At 34.1% G+C, this 24,898-nt stretch carries 23 protein-coding genes; 11 read left to right on the top strand and 12 right to left on the bottom strand.

All coding sequences use genetic code 11. The features are described 5' to 3' along the window. Nucleotides 1-121 precede the first annotated feature (121 nt). The 5 genes from ACMGE6_RS01275 to ACMGE6_RS01295 all read left to right on the top strand — a co-directional run bounded on the left by ACMGE6_RS01275 (nucleotide 122) and on the right by ACMGE6_RS01295 (nucleotide 5,994). The gene (locus ACMGE6_RS01275) at nucleotides 122-967 is read left to right on the top strand and encodes a DMT family transporter (protein ID WP_414044771.1); all 846 of its coding nucleotides are present in this window, start codon (nucleotides 122-124) and stop codon (nucleotides 965-967) included. A gap of 54 nt (nucleotides 968-1,021) precedes the next feature. Further along, nucleotides 1,022-1,519, top strand: coding sequence for a preQ(1) synthase (queF, locus tag ACMGE6_RS01280; protein WP_414044772.1), 498 nt, complete (start codon nucleotides 1,022-1,024; stop codon nucleotides 1,517-1,519). Nucleotides 1,520-1,695: 176 nt separating this feature from the next. After that, on the top strand, nucleotides 1,696-3,204 hold the full coding sequence (locus ACMGE6_RS01285; RefSeq protein ID WP_414044773.1) for a peptide MFS transporter: 1,509 nt from the start codon (nucleotides 1,696-1,698) through the stop codon (nucleotides 3,202-3,204). A gap of 243 nt (nucleotides 3,205-3,447) precedes the next feature. Beyond that, nucleotides 3,448-4,953: a peptide MFS transporter gene (locus ACMGE6_RS01290; RefSeq protein WP_414054153.1), complete on the top strand. Its 1,506-nt coding sequence runs from the start codon at nucleotides 3,448-3,450 to the stop codon at nucleotides 4,951-4,953. 120 nt (nucleotides 4,954-5,073) lie between these two features. Continuing rightward, nucleotides 5,074-5,994, top strand: a complete 921-nt coding sequence (locus ACMGE6_RS01295) for a diacylglycerol/lipid kinase family protein (protein WP_414054154.1) — start codon at nucleotides 5,074-5,076, stop codon at nucleotides 5,992-5,994. Nucleotides 5,995-6,035: 41 nt separating this feature from the next. Here the strand turns inward: ACMGE6_RS01295 and ACMGE6_RS01300 are convergent, their stop codons facing one another. From ACMGE6_RS01300 to ACMGE6_RS01325, 6 genes are all read right to left on the bottom strand, one after another. Further along, complete coding sequence (locus ACMGE6_RS01300; RefSeq protein ID WP_414054155.1) at nucleotides 6,036-6,566, bottom strand: 5' nucleotidase, NT5C type; 531 nt, start codon at nucleotides 6,564-6,566, stop codon at nucleotides 6,036-6,038. A gap of 98 nt (nucleotides 6,567-6,664) precedes the next feature. Beyond that, entirely contained in the window at nucleotides 6,665-7,723 is a 1,059-nt protein-coding gene (gene hisC / locus ACMGE6_RS01305; RefSeq protein WP_414054156.1) for a histidinol-phosphate transaminase, read from the bottom strand. 39 nt (nucleotides 7,724-7,762) lie between these two features. Continuing rightward, a complete protein-coding gene (locus ACMGE6_RS01310) occupies nucleotides 7,763-9,277 on the bottom strand; it encodes an ABC transporter permease/substrate-binding protein (RefSeq protein ID WP_414044778.1) in 1,515 nt (504 codons plus the stop codon). Next, nucleotides 9,274-10,197 carry an ABC transporter ATP-binding protein gene (locus ACMGE6_RS01315; protein ID WP_414054157.1) on the bottom strand — a complete coding sequence of 308 codons (924 nt, stop codon included), beginning with the start codon at nucleotides 10,195-10,197 and terminating at the stop codon, nucleotides 9,274-9,276. The genes ACMGE6_RS01310 and ACMGE6_RS01315 overlap by 4 nt, the downstream gene beginning before the upstream one ends. An 87-nt stretch (nucleotides 10,198-10,284) precedes the next feature. After that, nucleotides 10,285-12,054, bottom strand: coding sequence for a DNA helicase RecQ (gene recQ / locus ACMGE6_RS01320; protein ID WP_414054158.1), 1,770 nt, complete (start codon nucleotides 12,052-12,054; stop codon nucleotides 10,285-10,287). 3 nt (nucleotides 12,055-12,057) lie between these two features. After that, on the bottom strand, nucleotides 12,058-13,935 hold the full coding sequence (locus tag ACMGE6_RS01325; protein ID WP_414054159.1) for an ABC-F family ATP-binding cassette domain-containing protein: 1,878 nt from the start codon (nucleotides 13,933-13,935) through the stop codon (nucleotides 12,058-12,060). Nucleotides 13,936-14,074: 139 nt separating this feature from the next. On the opposite strand from ACMGE6_RS01325, the gene ACMGE6_RS01330 reads away from it, so the two are divergent. Further along, complete coding sequence (locus tag ACMGE6_RS01330) at nucleotides 14,075-14,887, top strand: ZIP family metal transporter (RefSeq protein ID WP_414054160.1); 813 nt, start codon at nucleotides 14,075-14,077, stop codon at nucleotides 14,885-14,887. Between the two features lie 373 nt (nucleotides 14,888-15,260). Here the strand turns inward: ACMGE6_RS01330 and ltaS are convergent, their stop codons facing one another. The 5 genes from ltaS to ACMGE6_RS01355 all read right to left on the bottom strand — a co-directional run bounded on the left by ltaS (nucleotide 15,261) and on the right by ACMGE6_RS01355 (nucleotide 21,062). Further along, nucleotides 15,261-17,198, bottom strand: coding sequence for a polyglycerol-phosphate lipoteichoic acid synthase LtaS (gene ltaS / locus ACMGE6_RS01335; RefSeq protein WP_414054161.1), 1,938 nt, complete (start codon nucleotides 17,196-17,198; stop codon nucleotides 15,261-15,263). Between the two features lie 217 nt (nucleotides 17,199-17,415). Then, entirely contained in the window at nucleotides 17,416-18,375 is a 960-nt protein-coding gene (locus tag ACMGE6_RS01340) for a hypothetical protein (RefSeq protein ID WP_414054162.1), read from the bottom strand. A gap of 84 nt (nucleotides 18,376-18,459) precedes the next feature. Further along, nucleotides 18,460-18,678 (bottom strand): hypothetical protein, encoded by a 219-nt coding sequence (locus tag ACMGE6_RS01345; protein ID WP_414044785.1) that lies wholly within the window; start codon nucleotides 18,676-18,678, stop codon nucleotides 18,460-18,462. Nucleotides 18,679-18,759: 81 nt separating this feature from the next. Next, on the bottom strand, nucleotides 18,760-20,499 hold the full coding sequence (locus ACMGE6_RS01350) for a bifunctional chorismate-binding protein/class IV aminotransferase (RefSeq protein ID WP_414054163.1): 1,740 nt from the start codon (nucleotides 20,497-20,499) through the stop codon (nucleotides 18,760-18,762). Then, entirely contained in the window at nucleotides 20,499-21,062 is a 564-nt protein-coding gene (locus ACMGE6_RS01355) for an anthranilate synthase component II (protein WP_414054164.1), read from the bottom strand. Before ACMGE6_RS01355 ends, ACMGE6_RS01350 begins: the two co-directional genes overlap by 1 nt. A 189-nt stretch (nucleotides 21,063-21,251) precedes the next feature. On the opposite strand from ACMGE6_RS01355, the gene queC reads away from it, so the two are divergent. From queC to ACMGE6_RS01380, 5 genes are all read left to right on the top strand, one after another. Next, entirely contained in the window at nucleotides 21,252-21,920 is a 669-nt protein-coding gene (queC, locus tag ACMGE6_RS01360) for a 7-cyano-7-deazaguanine synthase QueC (RefSeq protein WP_414054165.1), read from the top strand. Continuing rightward, nucleotides 21,917-22,330, top strand: coding sequence for a 6-carboxytetrahydropterin synthase QueD (queD, locus tag ACMGE6_RS01365; protein WP_414054166.1), 414 nt, complete (start codon nucleotides 21,917-21,919; stop codon nucleotides 22,328-22,330). Before queC ends, queD begins: the two co-directional genes overlap by 4 nt. Continuing rightward, on the top strand, nucleotides 22,327-23,037 hold the full coding sequence (gene queE, locus ACMGE6_RS01370) for a 7-carboxy-7-deazaguanine synthase QueE (protein ID WP_414054167.1): 711 nt from the start codon (nucleotides 22,327-22,329) through the stop codon (nucleotides 23,035-23,037). Before queD ends, queE begins: the two co-directional genes overlap by 4 nt. 64 nt (nucleotides 23,038-23,101) lie before the next feature. After that, nucleotides 23,102-23,704 carry a hypothetical protein gene (locus tag ACMGE6_RS01375; RefSeq protein ID WP_414054168.1) on the top strand — a complete coding sequence of 201 codons (603 nt, stop codon included), beginning with the start codon at nucleotides 23,102-23,104 and terminating at the stop codon, nucleotides 23,702-23,704. 110 nt (nucleotides 23,705-23,814) lie between these two features. Continuing rightward, entirely contained in the window at nucleotides 23,815-24,072 is a 258-nt protein-coding gene (locus tag ACMGE6_RS01380) for a GlsB/YeaQ/YmgE family stress response membrane protein (RefSeq protein ID WP_414044792.1), read from the top strand. Between the two features lie 37 nt (nucleotides 24,073-24,109). On the opposite strand, the gene ACMGE6_RS01385 is transcribed toward ACMGE6_RS01380, so the two are convergent. Continuing rightward, nucleotides 24,110-24,838, bottom strand: a complete 729-nt coding sequence (locus ACMGE6_RS01385) for a YwiC-like family protein (RefSeq protein WP_414054169.1) — start codon at nucleotides 24,836-24,838, stop codon at nucleotides 24,110-24,112. Nucleotides 24,839-24,898: the final 60 nt, after the last annotated feature.

A 24,898-nucleotide genomic window follows, 5' to 3' on the forward strand; every position in this document is an offset into this window, starting at 1 on the left:
GTAAGTATGGTAATGAAAAAAAATTCTGTTTTAATATATTGATAACTATCTCAAATAATGCTATAAAAATGACTTATGTTATCATTATAAACACAATGATTCAAAACAAGAGAGGATGCTAATGGATAATAAACTTAAAGGTATTATATGGTTATTAATCGCTTCACTTGGATTTAGTTTGATGGGGCTATTTGTAAAACTATCTGGCGACCTGCCAGTAGTTCAAAAATCCCTATTTAGAAACCTGGTCGGAATGATACTTCCCCTATATTTTGTATACAAATATAAATCAAAGTTATTCGGCAGTTTAAAAAATCAACCGATTCTCATGATGCGCAGCCTTTTCGGTTTAACAGGTGTGCTGCTCAATTACTACACTATCGATAAAATGATTTTAAGTGATGCAGACATGTTGAATAAACTCAGTCCATTCTTCACCATTATTTTCTGTGCAGTATTCTTAAAAGAAACTATTAAGAAATACCAGCTCTTAAGTATGTTGATTGCCTTTTGCGGTGCACTATTCATCATCAAACCAAGCTTTTCTTCAGATATAACAATTGCACTGATTGGTGTAGCCGGAGCTATATTCGCCGCATTAGCCTATACAACATTAAGAGTACTTGGTTCTAAAGAAGAATTTTATACTACTGTTTTTTATTTTTCTTTCTTCTCAACGATTGTACTATTACCCATCACGTATTTTCAATATGTTCCGATGAGTAGTACACAGCTTATCTATCTCTTATTGTCCGGCGTATTCGCCACAGTTGGTCAATTTGGTTTAACGATTGCTTACCAGCATGCTGCTGCAAAAGATATATCTATTTTCTTCTATTCAACAGTATTATTTAGTGCACTCATCGGTTTCATTACGTTTAATGAAATACCGGATTACTTAAGTTGTATGGGCTATGTTATTATATTCTGTGCGAGTTATTACATGTTTCAGCGTGCTCGTGCGTAAATATTCACAATTACAAAATTATCAATTATAATGAGAGGAAAATGGAGGTCACATATGACAGGTCGACAAAAAGACGAATTACAAGATATTACTTTACTCGGTAACCAAAATAATAAATATTTATACGAATATGACCCAGACATTCTAGAGTCTTTCGATAATAAACATCAAGGCAGGGATTATTTCGTTAAATTTAATTGTCCTGAATTTACGAGCCTATGTCCTATAACCGGACAACCAGATTTTGCGGCAATTTACATCAGTTATATTCCTCATATTAAGATGGTTGAATCTAAATCATTAAAATTATATCTCTTTAGCTTTAGAAATCATGGTGATTTTCATGAAGACTGTATGAATATTATTATGAATGATCTCATTGCACTGATGGATCCGCATTACATAGAAGTCTGGGGCAAATTCACACCTAGAGGTGGAATCTCAATCGATCCTTATACTAATTACGGACGCCCTGGTACTAAATATGAAGAAATGGCGAATTATCGTTTAATGAACCATGACTTATATCCTGAAACAATTACTAATCGTTAAAAACTTGTACGTCTCACTATGAGATGTACAAGTTTTTTTGATTTCCTCATAAACATATCTTTTTATGCATAAAATTAAAAAAAAGAATTGTCTTAAAATTTAAATAAGTGTATTATATATAAATAGTTTTATAACAAAACATATTTATAAGTGTGTATATCAAGGGGGAATTTTATATGGCTCAACACACACGTGAAGAAGTCGTAAACAGTATGCCAAGAACTGGTTTCTTTGGACATCCTAAAGGATTATTTACATTAATGGTAACGGAGTTCTGGGAGCGCTTCAGTTATTATGGTATGAAAGCAATATTAGTTTATTACTTGTATTATTCAGTTAAAGATGGTGGATTTGGTTTACCGGATGCACTTGCTATGCAGATTGTATCAATATATGGTGCACTCATCTATATGAGTGGTGTTATCGGGGGATGGCTTGCTGATAGATTTATCGGAACACGTAAATCCATCTTCTATGGTGCAATATTAATTATGATCGGTCATATTCTCTTATCATTACCGAATAATTTTGCATTATTACTTGCTGCATTATTATTCATTATTTTAGGAACAGGCTTATTAAAACCAAACATCTCTTCAAACGTTGGTGAGTTGTATCATAAAAATGATCCAAAAGTTGATGCTGCATTTACATTGTTTGTCATGTCAATTAACCTAGGGGCCTTCATTTCACCATTGTTCGTTGGCTGGTTACAGGAAAATGTTGGATTCCATGCTGGGTTTATGGTTGCTGCTATCGGTATGTTCTGTGGTTTAATCGTTTATGTATTACGCGCTAAACCAACTTTAGGTTTATCTGGACTTGATATTCCTAACCCGGTAACACCTGAAGAAAAGAAGAAAACATTTATGACAGTGGGTATTATTCTTGTTATCATTGCTGCATATTTCGGAATCAGTGCTGCAATGGGTAAATTATCATTAGCAAGTTTTATGAATGTTGTATCAATTGTAGGAATTGTATTACCGTTCTTCTATTTTGCGAGTATGTTCCTATCAAAAAAAGCAACTTCAGATGAGAAAGCACGTGTCGGAGCATATATTCCGCTATTTTTAGCAGCTGTCGCATTCTGGAGTATCCAGGAACAGGGTTCAACAGTACTTGCAACATTTGCTGATAAAAATACACAATTAAATATGCATGTCCTTACAAATGGCGCAATCGATTTTAAAATTCCAGCTGCCTGGTTTCAGTCACTTAATCCATTATTTATCGTGACGCTTGCACCTGTATTTGCGTGGCTTTGGGTAAAACTGGGTCGATTCAATCCACCAACCGTAGTGAAGTTTAGTATTGCATTATTTTTAGCGGCTGTTAGTTATTTAGTCATGGTATATCCTTTAACACACGGGGGGGACTTAATGAACCCTAGCTGGCTTGTATTAAGTTATTTATTAGTAACGATGGCAGAACTTTGTTTATCACCTGTCGGACTTGCTACAACAACTAAACTAGCACCTCAAGCATTTACTTCACAAATGATGAGTATCTGGTTTTTAGCTAATACAGTTGCACAAATCGTTAATGCGAAATTAGTAAATTATTATGATTCAGTTGAGAAATATCAATACTTTAGTCATATTGGACTTGTCACATTAGGATTAGCAGTTATATTATTACTGATCAGTCCGTTTATGAAGAAATTTATGCGTGGTATTCATTAATATTACTTTTGAGATATACCTTTTAGGTATATCTCTTTTTTTGGCTGGATGCAATCAAATGGTACGTCCATGGATATATCAATATGTATGAGTTGATAATATTGTTACAAACATGCGAACAAATTTGATTTTGAATATTTCGACTTTTAAAATTTTTATTGATTGTACAAAATTTAGTGGTAAAATAATATTCTGAAATAATATAAATTTTCGAAATATTTATAAATCGGAAGGGTTGAAATTATGAAATACACAAGAGAAGAGATGGTTGAAAGTGTACCGCAAACCGGATTCTTCGGACATCCAAAGGGGCTAGGCATCCTATTCTTCGTAGAGTTCTGGGAACGCTTTAGTTATTATGGTATGAGAGCAATCTTAGTTTTCTACATGTACGATACAATTGCTAACGGTGGGTTAGGCATGTCTCAAACGACTGCAGCAAGTATCGGTTCAATGTATGGATCACTTATTTTTATGACCGGCATTTTAGGTGGCTGGTTAGCTGACCGTATTCTTGGTTCAAGACGTGCGTTACTGTATGGTGCGACATTAATTATGCTTGGCCACGTGGCCATGAGTTTACCATTTGGTATTCCGGCATTTTTAGCTTCAATGTTTTTAATTATTGTTGGCTCTGGATTGATGAAGCCAAATATCTCAAATGTACTTGGTGGTTTATACCACAAAACCGATAATCGTATGGATGCCGGCTTTGTTATTTTCTATATGTCAGTTAACATGGGTGCATTATTATCACCTTTAATCGTTGGTAAATTAGCTGAAAACTATAATTATCATATTGGATTTTTAGCAGCTGCCATTGGTATGGCATTAGCGTTAATCGCCTATGTCATTTTCAACAGAAACTCATTAGGTCTTGTTGGATTAGAACCTACTCATCTTCTGCAAGGTGAAGAGAAAAAGAAATATACAAAAATTATTTCTATTGCTTTAATCGCACTTATCATCGCGATTGCATTAGGACTGGTTACTAAAACATTAAATTTTGATACATTTTCATGGATTGTTACGATTCTTGGTGTGGTGTTACCCATCATCTACTGGGCAACGATGTATCGCAGTCATGATGTAACGGATGTTGAACGTTCACGTTTAATCGCTTATATCCCACTATTTTTAGCTAGTGTGATGTTTTGGGTTATCCAGGAGCAAGGTGCAAACACGTTAGCAATTTACGCTAATGAATATACACAATTAAATCTTGGTAAAATTTCACCGATAGACTTTAAAGTTCCAGCTGCATGGTTCCAGTCATTGAATCCATTCTTTGTTGTTCTTTTAGCACCGTTTATCTCAGCGCTTTGGACAAAGTTAGGTAAACATAATCCTTCAACACCGATAAAGTTTGCCATCGGGATTTTAATGGCAGGTATCAGCTTCTTAATCATGGTCATCCCTGCTCAAACTGCAAGTGAAACAAATTTAATCTCACCTATGTGGTTAATAGTGTCATTCTTAATCTGTGTTATTGGAGAGTTATGCTTATCACCTACGGGTTCTTCTGTATCTGTAAAATTAGCACCTGTAGCCTTTAACTCTCAAATGTTAAGTTTGTGGTTCCTAACAAATGCTACTGCTCAAGGATTAAATGCTCAACTTGTTAAATTACCTGAAGTATTAGGATATGCAAATTACTTCTTACTGATTGGTGGTACTGCAATTGCACTTTGCGTCATCGTCTTTTTATTAAGTCGTTTCATTTCAAGAAAGATGCAAGGTATTCATTAATAAACATAAGCCTGATTGCTGGATATTCCCTAGCTTTCAGGCTTATTTTATTTCGGTGATTAATCAAATTTAAAACGGGAATAATACGGTAGATATTACAATTCGACTGGGGTGTTATTTATGCAAAAATTTAAAACAGGCATACTCTTTTATCATGATCATGCCGGGCAAGGCGATGTTCATGAGATTATTGGAGAAGTCTCAAAAAGCTTATCAAGATTTATTGATCAACTAACGATTTATCGCAGTACTGAACAAGGTGAAATTTATGATTATTTAAAGCACGCTGAAACGCACTTTGAAATTTGTTTAATTTTAGGTGGCGATGGAACAGTACATGAACTAATTAACGGAATTATCGACGGAGGTCACCATGTACCCATCGGTATTTTACCCGGTGGAACATTTAATGATTTCACTAAAACTTTAAATCTGCATCCTAATCCTATGCGCGCTGCAGAACAGCTGTTGAGTGCTGAAGTAAAATATTATGATGTATTAAAAACAAATGAACGTTATGCACTGAATTTTGCTGGATTAGGTCTAATAGTTGACAATTCTAATAGTATTAATCCTGAGACAAAAAGTAAAATCGGGAAATTCAGTTATTTGTTAACAACTCTGAAAAATGTTACTCATCCAACGTTCTTTAAATATGAACTAGATATAGATGGTGAAAACTATTCCGGTGACTCATCCATGATTATTATTGCGAATGGTGAATATGTCGGTGGTAATAAAATCCCGCTCGTTGAATTATCACCTAATGATGGTAAACTCAATGTATTTATCTTCAAGGAAAGTGGCTTGAAGCTGTTTACAGAAATGTTATCCATGAAATCAGAAATTAACTGGAACGACATCAGTCAGAACATAGAACATCACTCTGGTGAAACAGTTAAACTAACTACGGATCAATCTATGGATGTTGATGTTGATGGTGAAATTGACCTGACTACCCCGTTAACTGTGAGTATAATCCCAAGCAAACTAAAAATATTAACTGCAACTGATCGATTAGTAATCAATGAAGACAAATAAACACCCGTAATGGGTGTTTATTTGTTTTTATATTCAACTTTTTAATCTTCAAAGAAATACTTTTCAACATCAAGCCAGCTATTCATTCGATCAAATTCTTTAATACTTTGATTATGTACCGCATCAAAGATAAGACCTGTTCCTTTAAATGCTGCAAGTTGTCTTGGGTTATCATCAATTAAATAATCAGTTCCTACAATCCCTTTGTTTCCACAAAAAATAAAATGTTGTGGATCTAAGAACGGAAAGTGTTCTCTTAACCATTCATATTTTGCATCAAATGATGTGGGTACATCCATTGCTGCTGTAGCAATATATACATCAAAATGCTGATTTAATCGCTCTACTACACGAATAGCATCCGGTAATACTTCAAGATCTCTAAAAAAGGCACGATCAAGCAGTAAGTTATCTAATTTATCCACATGTTCAGGATATTCAGTACGTAACTTCTTTTCATATAAATCTTCTTTTTTAATATCCATACCTGTACGTTCATTAAACTGAAAGATGACTTTCTTCAGCGTATCCGCTAATACTTCATCCATATCAATAGCTATTGATTTTTTCATCGTTCACACCTCTTCTATTATTCTTTTATGCTTACTTATTTATTATAATTCAACGATATAAAAAAGCTAAACGATACGATTATCGTCTAGCTTAGCTATTATTCCTCGAAAAATTCTTTTAATGCTGCATCTACTTTTTGATTGTCTTCAGAGGTACCAATCGTCACACGCACGCCATTAGGCATGGGTCTTGAAATAACCCCATACTGAATCAGTAAATCAAACAAAATTTTAGGTTCTTTTGTCTTAATAAATATAAAGTTTGTTTGACTTGGTAGGAAATGCTTACTGTATACTTGTTTAAAAAATTGCTCACGTTCAGATTTATTGTGCTGAATATACGTTGCAAGATAATCCTGATCTTCTAAGGCAGCCTGAGCTGCTAGTAATGATAATGTTGTAACGTTAAATGGTAATTTAACTTTATTAAATTCACTAACATAACTTTTTGACGTCAGTGCATATCCAACACGCATACCGGCTAATCCATATGCTTTAGAGAAAGTACGCAGTACAATAAGGTTATTATATCTCTTTAATAAGTTGATACTTTCCGGAAAATCAGTAGCATCAACGAATTCAAAATAAGCTTCATCCAGAACAACAGTTACTGTTTCAGGTACTTTATCCAGGAATCTTATCAATTCAGCTTCGGCAATATGCGTGCCTGTCGGATTGTTAGGATTACAAATCCATATAATTTTTGTACGGTCAGTGATTGCTTCTGCCATCGCATCCAAATCATAATAACCTTCCTTTAACGGAACAGTCACTAAATTTGTACCTTCAATGATAGCATGCGTTGAGTATTGTATAAATGTACTTTCACTGGTTAAAACATCACCTTCAGGAACCAGTACTGCACGTGAAATCGACATAATGACCTCATCTAATCCTGCACCAATAAATATTTGCTCAGCAGGTAAATGATAAAATGCCGACAATTTTTCTTTCAGCTGAAGTGCTTCAGGATCCGGATAATAATTTAAGTCGTTCAAAGATTTTGATAATACTTCCTGGACTTTAGGTGTTGGACCAAATGGATTTTCATTAGAAGCTAAACGACTAAATTCACCTGTATATCCTGTTCTTCTTTTTAATGCAGCATCGGATAAACCTGCAGCATAGACCTGGAGTGATTTTAATTGTGGTTTCATCTGAGTCCCTACTCTCTATGATTTAATAATGATATACCATTATTTTATCAGCTTTTCCTTCTTTAAATAAGTTTTAGCAACCTGCTCAGGTGATTTATTTTGATACGCAACTTCATAGTTCATCGCCTGCATCTCCTCGTCCGATATTTTATCAGACAACAAATTAAGTGCTTTAACGACTTCAGGATATTTTTTTATCGTTGAATTTTTTAATAACGGTGCACCTTGATAAGGCGGGAAAAGATGTTTATCATCTTTTAATACAACGAAACCATATTTTTTTAGTTCTGCATCGGTAGAATATGCATCGATTAAATCAATTTTACCTTGCTCCACCGCCTGATATCGAATTTTAGGTTCCATCGTTCTGACATTATTCAATGTAATGCCATACTTCTTTTGGATACCTTTATATCCATCCATACGATCATTAAATTCTAATGTAAATCCAGCTCGAATTGTCGTCTTAACTTTTTGTAGATCACTGATTGTTTTAAGTTGATGCGCTTTAGCATATTCTTTTTTTACTGCTAATGCATATGTATTGTTATATTGCATTGGTTTTAATAGAGACATTTGATATTTTTTATTAATACTGTCATTTGCCTGTTGATATACTTCCTTTTCAGTCGTAAATTCAGGATTTTCCTTCGTTATTTCGCCTAATACTGTACCGGTAAATTCAAGATAACCATCAATGTTGTCTGACTTTAAGGCATTAAATAGAAACGTTGTCTTACCCATCCCAGGTTCAACATCAACAGCTACATCAGTATGCTCTTCAATCAGTAATTTATACATGTTCGTAATGATTTCAGGCTCGGTACCGAGTTTACCGGCAAACTTCATATGATTATCTTTCTGGAAAAATAGTGGCCAAAGTGCAATGATGACAAATGATAATAAGAGTAAGGCAATGACCATCATTATTTTGCGATAGTTAAGCTTTTCAAGTCTTTTCAGTACAAAATCAAAAATAAGTGCGAGCATTGCTGCTGGTATAGCGCCTAGTAATAATATATTCATGTTATTACGGTCTATTCCGAGTAATATTAAATCTCCTAACCCACCGGCACCGATAAATGCAGCAAGTGTGGCTGTTCCAATAATTAGTACCATCGCCGTTCTAATCCCGGCCATAATTACTGGCATCGCAAGTGGAATCTCAACCTTTGAAAGTTGTCTGAATGTATTCATTCCAATCCCCTGTGCTGCTTCTTTTAGCGAAGGATCAACTTCTTTAATGCCTGTATATGTATTTCGTAATATTGGTAGCAAGGCATAGATGACGAGTGCGATAATTGCCGGCACACGTCCGATACCAAAGAATGGTATCATCAAACCAAGTAAAGCTAAAGACGGTATTGTCTGCATCATTGCTGCTATATTAATTACCGGTTCTGCAATCTTGGTATGTCTCGTTAACCATATACCCAGTGGTATAGCAATGAGTGTGGCAATCAGCAAGGCAATAAATGAAATCTGAATATGTTCAAATAATGTTTGAAGAAGTTCCCATTTACGTTCCTGAAATGTATTGATAAAAGATTTCATGCGTTTGCCTCCTGACTTAAAAACCTAAATACGTTTTCTCGCGTAATTGTACCGATGATTTCCCCCGCTTCAGTTACAGCAAGTTGTTCGTGCTGACTAAGGAGTTGGAATACTTCTTTAGATGGTGCATTAGCATCAATAGGATATCCTGTACAACAATGATTTTTATCCATAAGGTTACGGGCATATAGCGTATCTTTAACTGCATCTCCCATAAAATCTCTTACAAATGCATTTTTTGGCTGATTTATAAAGGATTCGGGTGTACCAATCTGTTCAATTTTACCTTTATTCATCAAACATATACGGTCACCTAACTTTAATGCTTCTTTTATATCATGGGTCACAAAAACAATTGTTTTATGAATCTCTGCCTGTAGACGTAATAAATCATCCTGTAACTTCTCACGAGACAGCGGATCTAACGCACTAAATGGTTCATCCATCAAGATGACTGGTGGATCTGCCATCAATGCACGGATTACACCGACACGTTGTTGTTGTCCTCCAGAAAGCTCTGAAGGAAATCTATCTTTGAATTCGTCAGCAGGTAAACCCACCATATCAAGTAAACGATTCGCCTGCTCATCAATTTTTTGTTTAGGCCATTGTTTCATCAGAGGTACTTGACTAATGTTTTCTTTTATCGTCATATGAGGAAATAAAGCGATTTGCTGAAGGACATATCCTATATCCCAGCGCATTTCATCTAATTTATACTCACTAATCGGTTTGTCTTTAAAATAAATATAACCATTAGATAATGGAATTAAGCGATTTATCATCTTTAAAGTCGTTGTTTTACCACTACCTGACGGACCAATCAGCACAAAGAATTCTCCTTCTTTAATTTCAAAAGAAATATTATCGACTGCTTTTTTATCATTATACTGTTTTGTCACACCTTCGAATCTTATCATAAGCCACCTCATAAAAAATTTAATGTTTAACCTATATCCTAAAATACCTATATAAAACATTAAAAACAAAAAACATGACAATGATTGTCATGCTGAATAATTTTTAATCGCTTCTATAAACTTAGGACAGTAATGTTTTAACTTATACGAGCCTACTCCATCAATTAAAATCATCTCATCTTTAGAGACCGGTTTTTTTGTCGCAAAGAGTTGTAATGTATGATCAGAAAAGATTGTAAAGGGCGGTATAGAAAGATTTTCTGATAATTTTTTTCGTACATCTTTTAATGTACTTAGTAGTAATTCATCAGTTGTATCCATTGTAGTAATTTTAACCCGTTCTTTATAATTAGCATTTTTATAATAAGTCATTATCTGCTGATCGCCTGTTAAGATTTTCCTTGCACTTTCATGACAATATATACGACCGTCTTGTTCAATGATATATCCATTGAACAAGAGCGTTTCAATGAAAGACTGAATTGCGCTTGTATCATAATTTTTTAGTAAGCCAAATGTTGATAACTGATCATAGTCTGCGTGCTTTATCGCGTCATCCAATTCTCCATGAAGTACTTTTGTAATCATTAGTTTATGGACAGGGGTTTTGATACGAACGATACAACTCAAAATCTTCTTTGCTTCTGTCGTCATATTGTAATTTTCAGTTGCTTGCAGACAATTCGAACATTTACCACACTTTGTTAGATGTTCATTAGGATTAAAATAATTAATGATGGTTGCCTGCAAACATTGTTTCGTTTTTGTATAGCCTATCATTTTGTTGAGCTTTTCTTTTTTCAATTCCTGTATGGATTCATCTTGCGTTGTTTCGATAAAAAACTGCTGTAGTTTAATATCCTGATCACTATACATTAACAGACATTCACTTTCCACACTATCTCTACCTGCACGACCAGCCTCTTGATAATAACTTTCAAGATCCTGCGGTAAATTGTAATGCACTACATAACGTACATTTGATTTATCAATCCCCATCCCAAAAGCATTTGTTGCAATCATTACTTTTATATCATCTTTAACGAATACAGATTGATTCTCTTCTTTTACTGCTTTATTCAAACCCGCATGATAGATAACATGGTTAATTTTTTCCATATTCAATACTTCACTTAGACTTTCGACTTGTTTACGTGTGTTTGCATAAATAATGCCAGAATCATCAATATGTTCATTGATATATTCAATTAATCGTTTTTGCTTTTGATAAGTTGGATCAATTAAAAATTTTAAGTTTTCTCGTTTAGTACTTGTTTCTATTACATATTGTGATGCAATATGAAGCAACTCACAAATATCCTCTTTCACATCGACTGTCGCTGTCGCTGTGAGTGCCATTATTGTAAAATGATGTGGTAATGTGAGCACCGTTTGAATCGACTCTCGGTAGCTCGGTCTAAAATCATGGCCCCATTTTGAAATACAATGTGCTTCATCAAATGCTATCAATGAAATATCCAGTCGATATAGTAAATTTATAAATTGTTTCTGATTGAAACGTTCTGGAGCAACATATAGAAACTGAAATTCTCCACCCAATAGTCCCGTTTCAATTTTTTTCGTTTCACTACTCTTTAAAGTTGAATTTAAATAAGCGGCTTTAATCCCACTCGCATTCAGACTATCCACTTGATCTTTCATTAATGAAATAAGCGGACTAATGACTAATGTTAAACCCGATTTCATTAAGCCGGGAATTTGATAACAGATGGACTTTCCTCCACCCGTCGGAAGAATACCGAGTGTTGCATGACCATCAAGTGCATTTTGAATGAGTGCACGTTGTCCAGGTCGAAATGCTTCATAACCAAAATATTCTTTTAACACATGCTCCATAATTTACTCCATTCGTTCACTCAATTCATCCCATTCTTCAAAATAAGCTTCGTACTGTGTTTCAATCGCTTCACGCGCTTTAGTGAGTTCGTTTAGCTTGTCGTAATTTGTTGTTTCAGCAGCGATAGACGCATCAATTGATTCTAGTTGTGATTCTAACTTCTCTATTTCCTCGGATAAGAATTCAAAGCGTCTTTTATCTTTATATGAAACACGTGTAGATTGTTTAACCGGTAAAGCTTTTTCTAAATTGTTTAACTGCGTTTTCACTTCTTTATCTACTTGTTCAGCTTCTTTTTTATAATTTAAATAATCATCGAAAGTTCCAAGTATCTTATCAATGTGGCCATTATTAACATACCAGTAACTATTCACTGCTTTATTTAAGAAATAACGGTCGTGACTTACTGTAATTACTGCACCATTAAAGTTTTCGAGATAATCCTCTAAAATGGTTAATGTTTCAGTATCCAGATCATTGGTTGGTTCATCAAGCAATAATACGTTCGGACCTTCAATCAATATACTTAATAAGTAAAGTCGTTTACGTTCTCCTCCACTTAAGCGATGAATATAAGTGCCATGCATATTCGATGGAAATAAAAAACGTTCCAGTAATTGGGTAACTGAAATTTTCTCACCCGTAGCTGTTGTCGCCGCTTCTGCCTTCTCTCTTAAAAAATCGATGACACGTAAATCCTGATTAAGTTTAACATCATCCTGCTTATAGTAACCAATCTTTACAGTCTGACCGGTAATCATTTTACCGGATGTAGGTGTCATTATTTTTGCAATGATGTTAAGTAATGTTGACTTACCCGTACCATTTTGTCCTACTATACCGATTCGGTCACTTGTCTGAACTATTGTACTGAAATCACTGAATAATACTCTGTCACCAAAGTTCATCCCAATTGATTCAAACTCAAATACTTGTTTACCTAATCTTTGATGTGATAGGTTAATTTCCATCGTTTCTTTCGTTTGATGAGATTTTACTTTATCTTCAATCGCACTAAAGCGATCAATTCGTGCCTGTTGTTTTGTAGTACGCGCCTTAGCACCTTTACGCATCCATTCCAGTTCCTGTTTATAAAGCTGCTTTTCTTTTTGTTCCTGTTTACCTTCAATAACTTCAAGTTCAGCTTTATGACTGATGTAGTCATTATAATTCCCTTTATACAAGAACAATTTGCCATGACGAAGTTCAACGATACGGTTTGTCACTTCATTTAAAAAATAACGGTCATGCGTTACGACCAGAACAGATTTTTTATACTGCTTAATAAATGAAATCAGCCAGTGAATCGATTCAAAATCAAGATGGTTAGTAGGCTCATCAAGCAGTAACAAGTCAGGAGCTTTTAAAAGCGATTTAGCGAGAGCTACTCGCTTTTTCTGTCCACCACTTAATGCACTGATAGGTTGCGTTAAGTCCAGGATACCTAGTTTCGTTAATATAGATTCTGCTTCTGCACGATAACTGAAACCATCCATATGTTCGATTTGCTGCTGAATAGTACTGAGTTGTTCGATCAGCTCATCATTCATATCTGTTTCCATCTTTTTAAGCAATGCATCGTACTGTCTAAATTTCTGCATCACCGGATGATGCTCATCGATAACATTATCAACAATCGACATTTGTTCATTCAATACCGGTTGTTGTGCCGCATACTCTATAGTAAAATCCTTTGGATGTGTTACAATACCGTGGTGATCCTCTATTTCAGCTATGCACTTTAACAATGCACTTTTACCAGTACCATTAATACCGACCAGTGCAATCTTATCTCCTTCTGAAATACTTAACGATATATCTTCAAAAACAGTTTTAACGCCATATTGTTTGGTTAAATGCTCAATTTTATATGCTTCCATAAACTTCTACTCCCTAGTACAATCATAGCTTATTAGCGTAACATCATAATTCAATATAATCGCATGTCAAATTATGATATAGTTATGTATTATAAACTTCAGTATTATATTATACACTTTTTTTACATAGGAGGTACACATGTACGAATGGTTTAGTCAATTATCACCGGTTGCTCAAGCAGGAATTGCTGGTTTATTTACATGGGGAATGACCGGACTAGGCGCAGCTGTCGTCTTTTTATTTAAATCTGTAAACATGAAATTATTAAATACAATGCAGGGATTTGCTGCAGGTGTCATGATTGCAGCATCATTTTGGTCATTACTCTCACCAGCGATTGAATTTAGTGAAAAAGCAGGGCAAATACCGTGGATTCCAGCAGCTGTAGGATTTTTACTTGGAGGATTATTCATCAGAATGTTAGATGTTATTATTCCTCATATACATCCTAAAGCCCAACCGAGCCATGTTCACGAAGGCCCTAAAACTAACTTAAAAAAATCAACGTTACTCTTTCTAGCGATTACGATGCATAATATCCCGGAAGGGCTTGCGCTTGGTGTAGGATTTGGTGGCATAGTATCTGGAAACGATCAAATGCTTATGGCGGCTATTGGACTAGCTATCGGTATCGGAATACAAAATATACCTGAAGGATCTGCTTTATCTCTCCCTATCCATGGTGATGGAAAGTCAAAATGGGCAGCCTTTAATTTAGGGCACGGCTCAGCAATCGTCGAACCGATATTTGCAATGATTGGTGCAGCCGCAGTGATACTTATTACACCTATTCTGCCCTATGCACTTGCATTTGCAGCTGGTGCCATGATATTTGTTGTTGTTGAAGAACTAATCCCTGAATCACAGTCATCAGATAATACTGACCTTGCCACTTTAGGATTAATGCTTGGATTTACAATAATGATGATTCTTGACGTATCGTTAGGATAAAACGTTTTATAAGCGTTTAGGCCTAAGCAAAATTAGAAAATCATCCATAAATCGCTCTTTGATTTTGGGTGATTTTTGTTTTTGTCGAAAGGGCTGCTTAGAAAACGTGGATAGATAAAACGTTTTTAAAGTGTTTAGCCCTAAGCAAAATTAGAAAATCACCCTTAAATCGCTCTTTGATTTTGGGTGATTTTTGTTTTTGTCGAAAGGGCTGCTTAGAAAACGTGGATAGATAAAACGTTTTATAAGCGTTTAGCCCTAAGCAAAATTAGAAAATCACCCTTAAATCGCTCTTTGCTTTTGGGTGATTTTTGTTTTTCGAAAGCTTTTAACATAAAAAAATGACACTATCCGTTAAGATAGCGTCATTTTTTTATTTTTCTTTACCTTTAGTACCATTAATGTACTCATATTTTGTTGGATCAATTTTTTTGAAATCTTTATTTTTGTAGAAACGTAGTAAATCTCCATTTAACAATGAATCAGACATCTCTAATTCTTTTTCAACACTACGCTTAATAGTTGTAGCTTCTTTCTTCTGAACTTCGTTTTCTAAAGGTAAGTTTGTTTTATTATCATAAAATACACCATTGATTGATTTATATTTTGGATTAATGAAATCACCGTTTCTAAATACAACCGTATCTTTATGACCTTTAGACATCAAGTCTGTACCAAACATTACATAAGGTTTTGAATCAATACCAAGTAAATGTAAAATAGTTGGGGCAACATCGACTTGTCCTGCATACGTATGGTCTACTTTACCAGGGATGCCAGGTACTTTTAAGAATAATCCAGTACGTTGTAAGTCCATAAATTTAGTTGGTGTAATTTCTTCACCTAATAATTCACCCATTGCTTTATTATGGTTTTCAGAAATACCATAATGGTCACCATAAATTACGATGACTGATTTATCATATAGACCTTGTTTTTTAAGATCTGTAATAAATTGTTTCACTGCTTCATCTAAATAACGTGCTGTCTGAACATAACCATCAACAGTCGGGTTACCTGTATTTGGTGAATCGATTGTTGCTTCAGATTTATCAATCGTAAATGGATAATGGTTCGTTAACGTTATTAAATGAGAATAAAATGGTTGTTTTTCCTGTTTTAAGAATGGAATAGATTCTGTAAAGAATTCTTTATCTTTCAATCCTAAGTTTTCTAAGTTCTTTTCAGACATATCATAATAAGATGCATCATAGAATTTATCTATCCCAAAATGTTTATAAATTTGGTCTCGATTCCAGAATGTTTTGTAATCACCATGCATTACAGATGTTGAATAGCCTTGTTTCTGGTGCATAATAGCTGGTAATGACTGATACGTATTATCACCTTTTAAGCTGTATGCAGATCCTTGTGGTAATCCAAAAATACTGTTATCCATCGTAAGCTCTGAGTCACTTGTTTTCCCTTGTCCTGTTTGATGGAAGAAATTATCGTAATAAATAAAATCTTTTTTACCGCTCGCTAATGAATTTAAGAACGGTGTCACTTCTTCGCCATTCACTTTAAAGTTAATCAGGAATGTCTGGAAGCTTTCAAGATGAATTTTAATCACATTTTTTTCTTTTGCGATATCAAATGTCGCGCCATTAGGTGCAGCATATTTCGTTTTCGTATAAGACTGTACTTTGGCTAAATCATCAGAACTTGCTAATGCTTTTTGCTGATTGTTTTGTATCGTTTTAACCCCGTCATATACGGTAAAGTTAAATGGTCCAAGGTATTTCACTAAATATTTATGATCGAATGTTCTTGTTAATAATTCTGGACGATCTGTTTCAGCAAAAGCTAAGTTTAAGAAGAACAATGAAACAGAAACACCCATAAGTACTGGAACATATTTTTTCTTGAAAGATTTATTCGATAATGTATCTTTCTTAAATAACAGAATATATAGGAAGATAAATGTATCAATAAAATAGATAAAGTCATACCATTCAAATGAGCTCCATAATGCTCCACTCATTGATTCCACATTACTTACCTGATTGAGGGTACTAAATGTAATAAAATCAGAAAAGAATCTGAAATAAACGACATTTGCATACAATAGGAATGTTAGTAAAAATCCTCCGATAAATACAAACCAGTATGTTTTCTTTCCTTTTATAAAGAGGAATACACTTAAAATAAGTGCAACTAAACTATATGGATTCATCAATAATATTAAATTTTGTACAATACCTTTAACACCTAGTGACAAGTCAATATAATATGCAAAATATGTTTTTATCGAAACAGCGAGCACTGTTAATAGAAAAAACATAAATATCGATATTTTCTTTTCTTTCATACATTTTCCTCCATTATATGTCTATCTTTCTTATGTTAATTTATATTATTTATCTTATCTTAGTAACATTTACACTTTATTATACATTGTAACACAACCGTAATAGTTTTTCTGTGTACAATATATTAATTTATACTCTTTCAAACTAAATATCAAGTATTTTTAATCATTAATTATCATTTTTGTGTAATTTGTGTCCACTTTTAGACAATCTTGTCTATACATTTAATTCTTTTTGATGAAGGAACTTTATTTGTGCAAGAACAGTCTTAAGCCAATGCTCATAACTCAATTGTTGACGTTCGAGCTCACTTTTCGTCACCCATTTAAAATACATCTTAGAACCAGGTTTTTTCTGAGATAACTTAGGTAGATGATATGGCGCAATATTTGCAATATGTGGATAAGCCTTATCCTGATGGATACTTTTTAATGAGATGACAAGTTCTCCCTCATGCGAAATTTGCATTGCACCACTTTGCTTAATCTTTTCTGTACAAGTACATTCAGGGCATTGAATGCTCTGGCCTTCCAGTACAAAACCCGTTCTATCAAAACGATTTGTAACTACGTAGATATCTTTTTGCATCGTTTCCTGGATTGAAAGCGGTAAAGGTTGTTCATCGATTGCAGATAAGTGAAAGACATCTGAATAGTAGATTCTTGCGAGTGAATAGGCATCTATCCCCCAAGTTGTTTCTTTTCTTTTTGCGATATTCTCAAAAAGTTTCTTTTGAAATGGTGTATAACTTCTTGCAAGTTCAAATCTTGTACCTGCTTTAATGATATAATCTTCTTCCTTAAGCTTTAGCGTATCGATTTGTAATCCTCCAGCTACTGCCATATAGGCACGTGTACCTTTTTTAGGTTGATCGAAATATAACGTTTCTCCTTTTTCCATCAAATGGACTTTCATCGGCATAATGCGCTTTTCATCAGTGTAGGCATAGAAATCGGCACCCATTAATGCTATTAATGTTGGTTCTCTGAACTGAATCAATGGTGCCTGAAACGTCATTTCTACAGCAGGCGTGTTGAACGGATTGCCTACAAGCGCATTACCAAGAATATGTGCTAATACATCACATGGTCCATTTAATGACAGTGATGCATCTTCTAACGTATCCAACTGTTGAATCGTCGTATAAATACCTGATGTTTGAAAAATAATAGACATGATAGTATTTCCCTTCTTAATAAATTTACAATATTAATATATAATTTACATCGGTCAAAAGTCGTAAAAAAATTCTACCGCCTATTATCGGTAGAATATATTAGCCATATCAATCAATATCGTTCTGAAACAAAAAGCGATAAAAGTAACAATGACAACAGATGCAATCATCGTGGTATATAACATCGTAATAGCATGCTGAGTTTTATTTTCTTTAAAAAGTTTGATTATATATTGATTCATTATATAGACAAGTACCGATAATCCCGCCAGTAGAAGCAATATCATGAGAATATTCATCATTATTTTCACCTATTTTCGGATTTAACACTTTATTAGCATTTATTATAACGCTTTTAAGTGTATTAATAAACCGGCAATATATTAATCCAGTTCAATTTGTACTGGAACCCATTCACGTAAACTATTAATCATGTACACATTTATTGTTTCAGCTTTATAATCTTCGATAAAAGTATCAAGCAATATTTCTTTTTCTTCTATCATTCCAGCATCTATTAATGACCTGCGCATACAGCCATCTAATATGTATTCATTAAGAGGGGTATAGTAAACACCATTTCGTTCAATAACAACATTTCCGATATTAAATTCTAACAAATGTTTGCCATCATGAAATAAAGTAAGTCCTACTGATTCGTATTGCGAACGAATAGAAGTTTTATATTGATGGAAATGAAGATTTGTAAGCTTTATTTGACGAAGTTTTGCTTGTTGTACCGCTTCTCTTACAGGACTTACAGCAGCTTCAACATCACCTTCCCGAGATACCGTCACTCTATACATCCATACTCCCTCATCAAATTGACGTGAGAAAATAGTATTTAAATTAGAAGGATCATAATGGATCTTAAAATAATCCAGTCCAGCTTTTAGCCTATTTGTGTGATATTCTTTACGCTTTATTAATCCATCTTCCACTCGCATCGTCTCAATTAAATGAAAATCATCTGGTAAGTCATTAATTTTTTCAATAACACGACTACCTTCAATAAAATTTAACACATTGGCTTTTGCAACCATTTCTTCATATTCAAGTTCCGGCACGGAGTCAATCGTTATCCCTCCACCTACACCATACACAATTTCCTTAGTATCATGCTGGTATTCTAATGTGCGAATCGGCACATTAAATATTGCTACTTCATTTGGCACGATCAGTCCAATTGTCCCGCAATATATAGAACGTGGTGTATCTTCTAAGCGCTCTATAATTTCCATTGTTGACTGCTTCGGTGCACCTGTTATCGATCCACACGGGAATAATGCCTTTAATATATCATATAAACCATGATCGCCAACGTTAGCTGTAATTGTTGACGTCATTTGATACACAGACTTAAAGCGCTCGATCGTAAATAGATGTGGAACACTCACACTACCTTTCGTTGCAATCTTGCTTAAATCATTACGCAGTAAGTCAACAATCATTACATTTTCTGCTTTGTCTTTTAATGAAGTATTTAAGAAACGATAATTTTGTTGATCGATTGTACTGTCTTCACTTGCAGGCATTGTGCCTTTCATTGGTTTTGTTAAGACCTCTTTAGTCTTTAAATCATATTGAAAGAATAATTCAGGTGAAATACTTACGATTGTATGATTATCATCTTCTATATATGCTGTGTAATCTCCGTTTTGCTGTGAAAGTTTTTGATAAATCTCATAGAGGTCATGCTGCATATTTGGAGCAGTCAAACGGGTTGTATAATTCACCTGATAAGTATTGCCGCGACGAATTTCTTCCTGAATTGTTGCTATCTGCTGCATGATTGTACTTTTATCATGTTTAAATTTAAAGTCAAAAGCAATATTCGATGTAGTTTTAGGTTTAAAGGTAGATTTATCACACGAATCAAAATAGTATAATTTGATACAGTATGGCTGCTTAGCATGCTTAACTTTTAATAACGGATCAAAGAGTGGACTTGCTTCGTATGGTATAACCACAACAACTATATCATTACTATTTTCTGCTTCCATCAGTGCATCTTTTATTAACGCACCATCATCAATTGAGACGATACGTTTCGGACGGGCGAGTTGATAATGGTAATGTTTGTCAACTTGTCCAATAAATTTAAAATTTAACTCCGCTCTCATCATATCGCTCCTTTAATAAATGACTGTAACATATGAAGGCCATCGGTCGTTAAAATCGATTCAGGGTGAAACTGAATGCCATAAATCTGGAACCTTTCATGTTTAACACCCATCACAATATGATTCTTTGTCCAGGCTGTTTGAATAAGCGGTAATTTGACCTCAGTATTACTTCCAAGTGAATGGTACCTGGCAACTTTGGTCGGTGTAGATAAGCCATTAAACACTGTACTGCCATCGTGATAAACATCAACCTGGTGACCATGTACTGGTTTTAGACGTGCTATTGTATTCCCGTAATGCATCATAATGACCTGGAAACCAAGACAAATGCCAAGTATCGGAATTTGACCTTCGAAATGATTCAGAACCTCATGTGCTAAATCACAATCCTTTGGGTGCCCTGGCCCTGGTGATAAAATGATATGCGTTGGATGGAGCACTTTAATGTCGTCAATTATAATATTGTCAATCGTTCTTGTAACGACTTCTTCCCCCAACTGTTCTAAATAATGTACTATATTATAAGTAAATGAATCATGGTGATCAATCATAAGTATCATGTTTTTGCCTCATTTTATTAACGTGTTAGAAAACGCTTTTATTGATTTAATGATTTTATTATAGCTTTATTATGTTATAATGAGAAACGAAATTTAATAAGAGGTTCCTAGCACATACCCTCTATAAAAAACTAGTTTGACACTTTGCTAGGGGAAAGTGTCTTTTTTTATTGAAATGAGGAAAAGATAATGGAGAAAATACTAAAAAATAATAAAGCACTTGTTGTCTTCAGTGGTGGACAAGACAGTACAACGTGTTTATTCTGGGCTATGAAAAACTTTAGCGAGGTGGAAGCTGTAACTTTTAATTATGGTCAGCGCCATGCTTTAGAAATAGAAATTGCACAAAAGATAACTGAAGACTTAAATATAAAACATCATATACTTGATATGTCTCTGCTATCTCAACTTTCACCGAACGCATTGACAAATCATAATTTAGAAATTACGCATGAAGAGACGATTCCAAATACATTCGTTCCTGCCCGTAATTTACTATTTATGAGTTTTGCCGCAGCACTAGCTTACCAAATTGAAGCAAAGAATTTGGTAACTGGTGTTTGTGAAACAGACTTCTCAGGTTATCCTGATTGTCGCGATAACTTTATAAAATCGCTGAATGTGACGATCAACCTAGCTATGGATTTAAATTTTGAAATTCACACACCACTCATGTGGCTCGATAAAAAAGAGACCTGGGCTTTAGCAGACAAGTTAGGAAAATTAGACTATGTCAGACAGAATACATTAACTTGCTACGAAGGTATTCCTGCAGACGGGTGCGGTGAATGTCCAAGTTGTCTACTTAGAAATCAAGGATTAGAGGATTATTTAACAGAAAAAGGAGTTTTATCATGATACAACAGATTTACCCGCAAGTTAACCACCCCTATGCTTTTGAACTAAATAAAGATATGAATTTTTCTGCTGCGCATTTTATTCCTGATGAACGTGCGGGTGTATGCAGTAGAACACATGGTCACACTTATTTCGTAAATATCACGATTGCAGGCAATGCCCTTGATGATATGGGTTTTTTAGTGAACTTTAGAGATATTAAATCAATTATTAACGATACTTTTGATCATACATTAATCAATGATTTACCTGAGATGAAGGGAAAGATGCCCTCTTCTGAACTCGTTGCAAAAACAATTTTTGATATGATCCAGGAACATTTAAGCACATTACCGCATAACCCTAAATGTCTACAGGTTTATCTGCGAGAAACGCCAACAAGTTACGTATTATATAGAGGTGTACAATGAAAATACCAGTTTTAGAAATCTTCGGACCAACAATACAAGGAGAAGGTGCAGTAATCGGCCGCAAAACGATGTTTGTCAGAACTGCAGGATGTGATTTTAGGTGTGAGTGGTGTGATTCGAAATTTACGTGGGATGGCAGTGCTAAAGAGGATATAGAGCTGCTCACCGCTCAGGATATTTATGAAAGATTACAGACTATTGCCCCAGACAATTTCAATCACGTTACCATATCAGGGGGAAACCCAGCATTGATCAAACATATTGAAAATCTTGTTCAATTATTGCATAAAAAAAATATTGAAGTTGCCCTTGAAACGCAAGGGAGTAGGTTTCAAAGCTGGATGACTGAAATCGATCAGTTAACAATTAGTCCAAAGCCGCCTAGTTCAAAAATGCAGCAGGATATCAATCAACTGGATTTTGTCATCAACCAATTAGAATTCCATAAAATTTCTTTAAAAGTCGTCATCTTTGATGAAGAGGATTACAAGTTTGCACGATCTATACATCACCGCTATCCAAATATAAAATTTTACTTACAGGTGGGTAATCCCTATTTAGATGATACTGTTGACAACCATACACAAAAATTACTTGATCGTTTCGAGACACTAATCGATAAAGTAATGAATGATCATACAATGAACGACTGTTATGTGCTGCCACAACTTCATACACTCTTATGGAGTAACAAAAAAGGCGTTTAATCTATGCATTAAACGTCTTACTTGTTATAATTCTTTTATGTGACTTATAAGGGAGGTAGAAATATTGGAAAAAATTTTATTACTTAATGGATTGATCACCATGATAGTTTTTCTCTATTTCTACAAAACTGAGTTAAAGTCATCATATATTCCCATGGTATTCAGCAACTTAATTATCGTACTCATCAACTATCCTTTGATAGGTACAGCGAACTTTATTTCAAAGACATTCGTTCTTTTTATCACTGTAACGAGTGTTGTACATATTTATTTAAGATATTATCATTACGAACACTATTACATATATATAAAATATCGCTTTATTCACTTTCTCCTATCAATTTCATTTTGCATCACGATACCATTTATATTACTGACCTCACCACAGTCTATCTATCAGTCTAGTGCATATTTAAGTGTGTCGGTGTTTATATTTGGATTAATACTCTATCAACTGTCAGAAGTTGATAGACCTGTACGCTGGTTTCAGATTGATATGATGAACACGTATCGATACATTAAACATCCAAAACAATTTGGTGAAATCTTATTTACTGTAAGTTTTATGTTACTTACAATGTTCCTTCCCTATAGTTTCATCTATATTATCATTGGACTTTGCTATATATTCTATCTCATAAGAAGCTTACTTTTTAAAGAAACTTAAATAATTTGCATTTATATGTTTATACATATGCTTCCCGGGTATTAACTACTATAAGCAAAAAGCTTATAACGTTTTTATACTAAGCTTAAATTATTTAGGAGGAAATACTTATGTTAGAATTAATTATCACATTAATCGTGGGTGGACTTGTTGGATGGGTTGCCGGAATGATTATGGGTACAGATATCCCAGGTGGGAAAATTGGTAACATCATCGCAGGTTTAATCGGTGCATGGATTGGTGGTAAATTAATCCCTGGCTTCGGACCTCAATGGGGAGATATTCACCCAATTCCAGCATTAATTGGTACAATTTTATTAATCGCTATTTTGTCTATCGTTTTACAAATGATGCACAAACGTCGTTAATTATTAAAAGCCCTTTTTCAAGGGCTTTTTTTATTTCTTAATTTAAATATTGTACCATAAATATGCCTACAAATGTCGTAATAAATATAGCATTTGCAATTTCAAACACGCCAATTTTAATTGGCTTTAATGATTTACCGTAAAATGCTATTGCACGAATAAGACTCGGAATAAATGCAATACCGATTAACGGGTGAATCATAAACGCAAGTATGAGACCTAATATATGATAGCTAAATGAAAAGTACTTATAATTTTTATTCTTCTTTTCACGAATCATCGTTTTTACATAGAAAGTTGTTCCGACAAAATACAGAAAACTAATTAAAAATACATAGATAACTCTTTCATCCAGCTGACCTGCACCAAGGAAAAATGATAACATTCCAGCAATCGAGAATATTGTAATCGCACTAAAATCATTTAATAGATGACGTTCGTTTCTTATTGAAGCAAAATATAAATTAACTGCACCAAATGGTAGCATTGCTAAAAAGAAGAGAATCACACGATAATCATGAATGATTACAGGTAACAGAAAAATTGCTGCAAGAACAAAGAATAATAGACTCCCCTTTATATAACCTATATTCTTTTTACGTTGTTTAACATAAATTAATAAATTATCAATAAAAAAGAAGATTAAAAACCAGCTGATAAAAAATAATATTTGATATAGATTGAAAGCGCTTGAGAACATACCAAATAATACGGGCATAATAATCATTGCCCATGCACCATGTTGGTTTGGTTTTTTAAATTTCATCGTCATCACCTCACCAACTATTTTACTAAAAGATATAAATAAAATACCTCTTTAAATATA

It is taken from the genome of Macrococcus equi (genome assembly GCF_047426745.1).
GTDB lineage: Bacteria > Bacillota > Bacilli > Staphylococcales > Staphylococcaceae > Macrococcoides > Macrococcoides equi.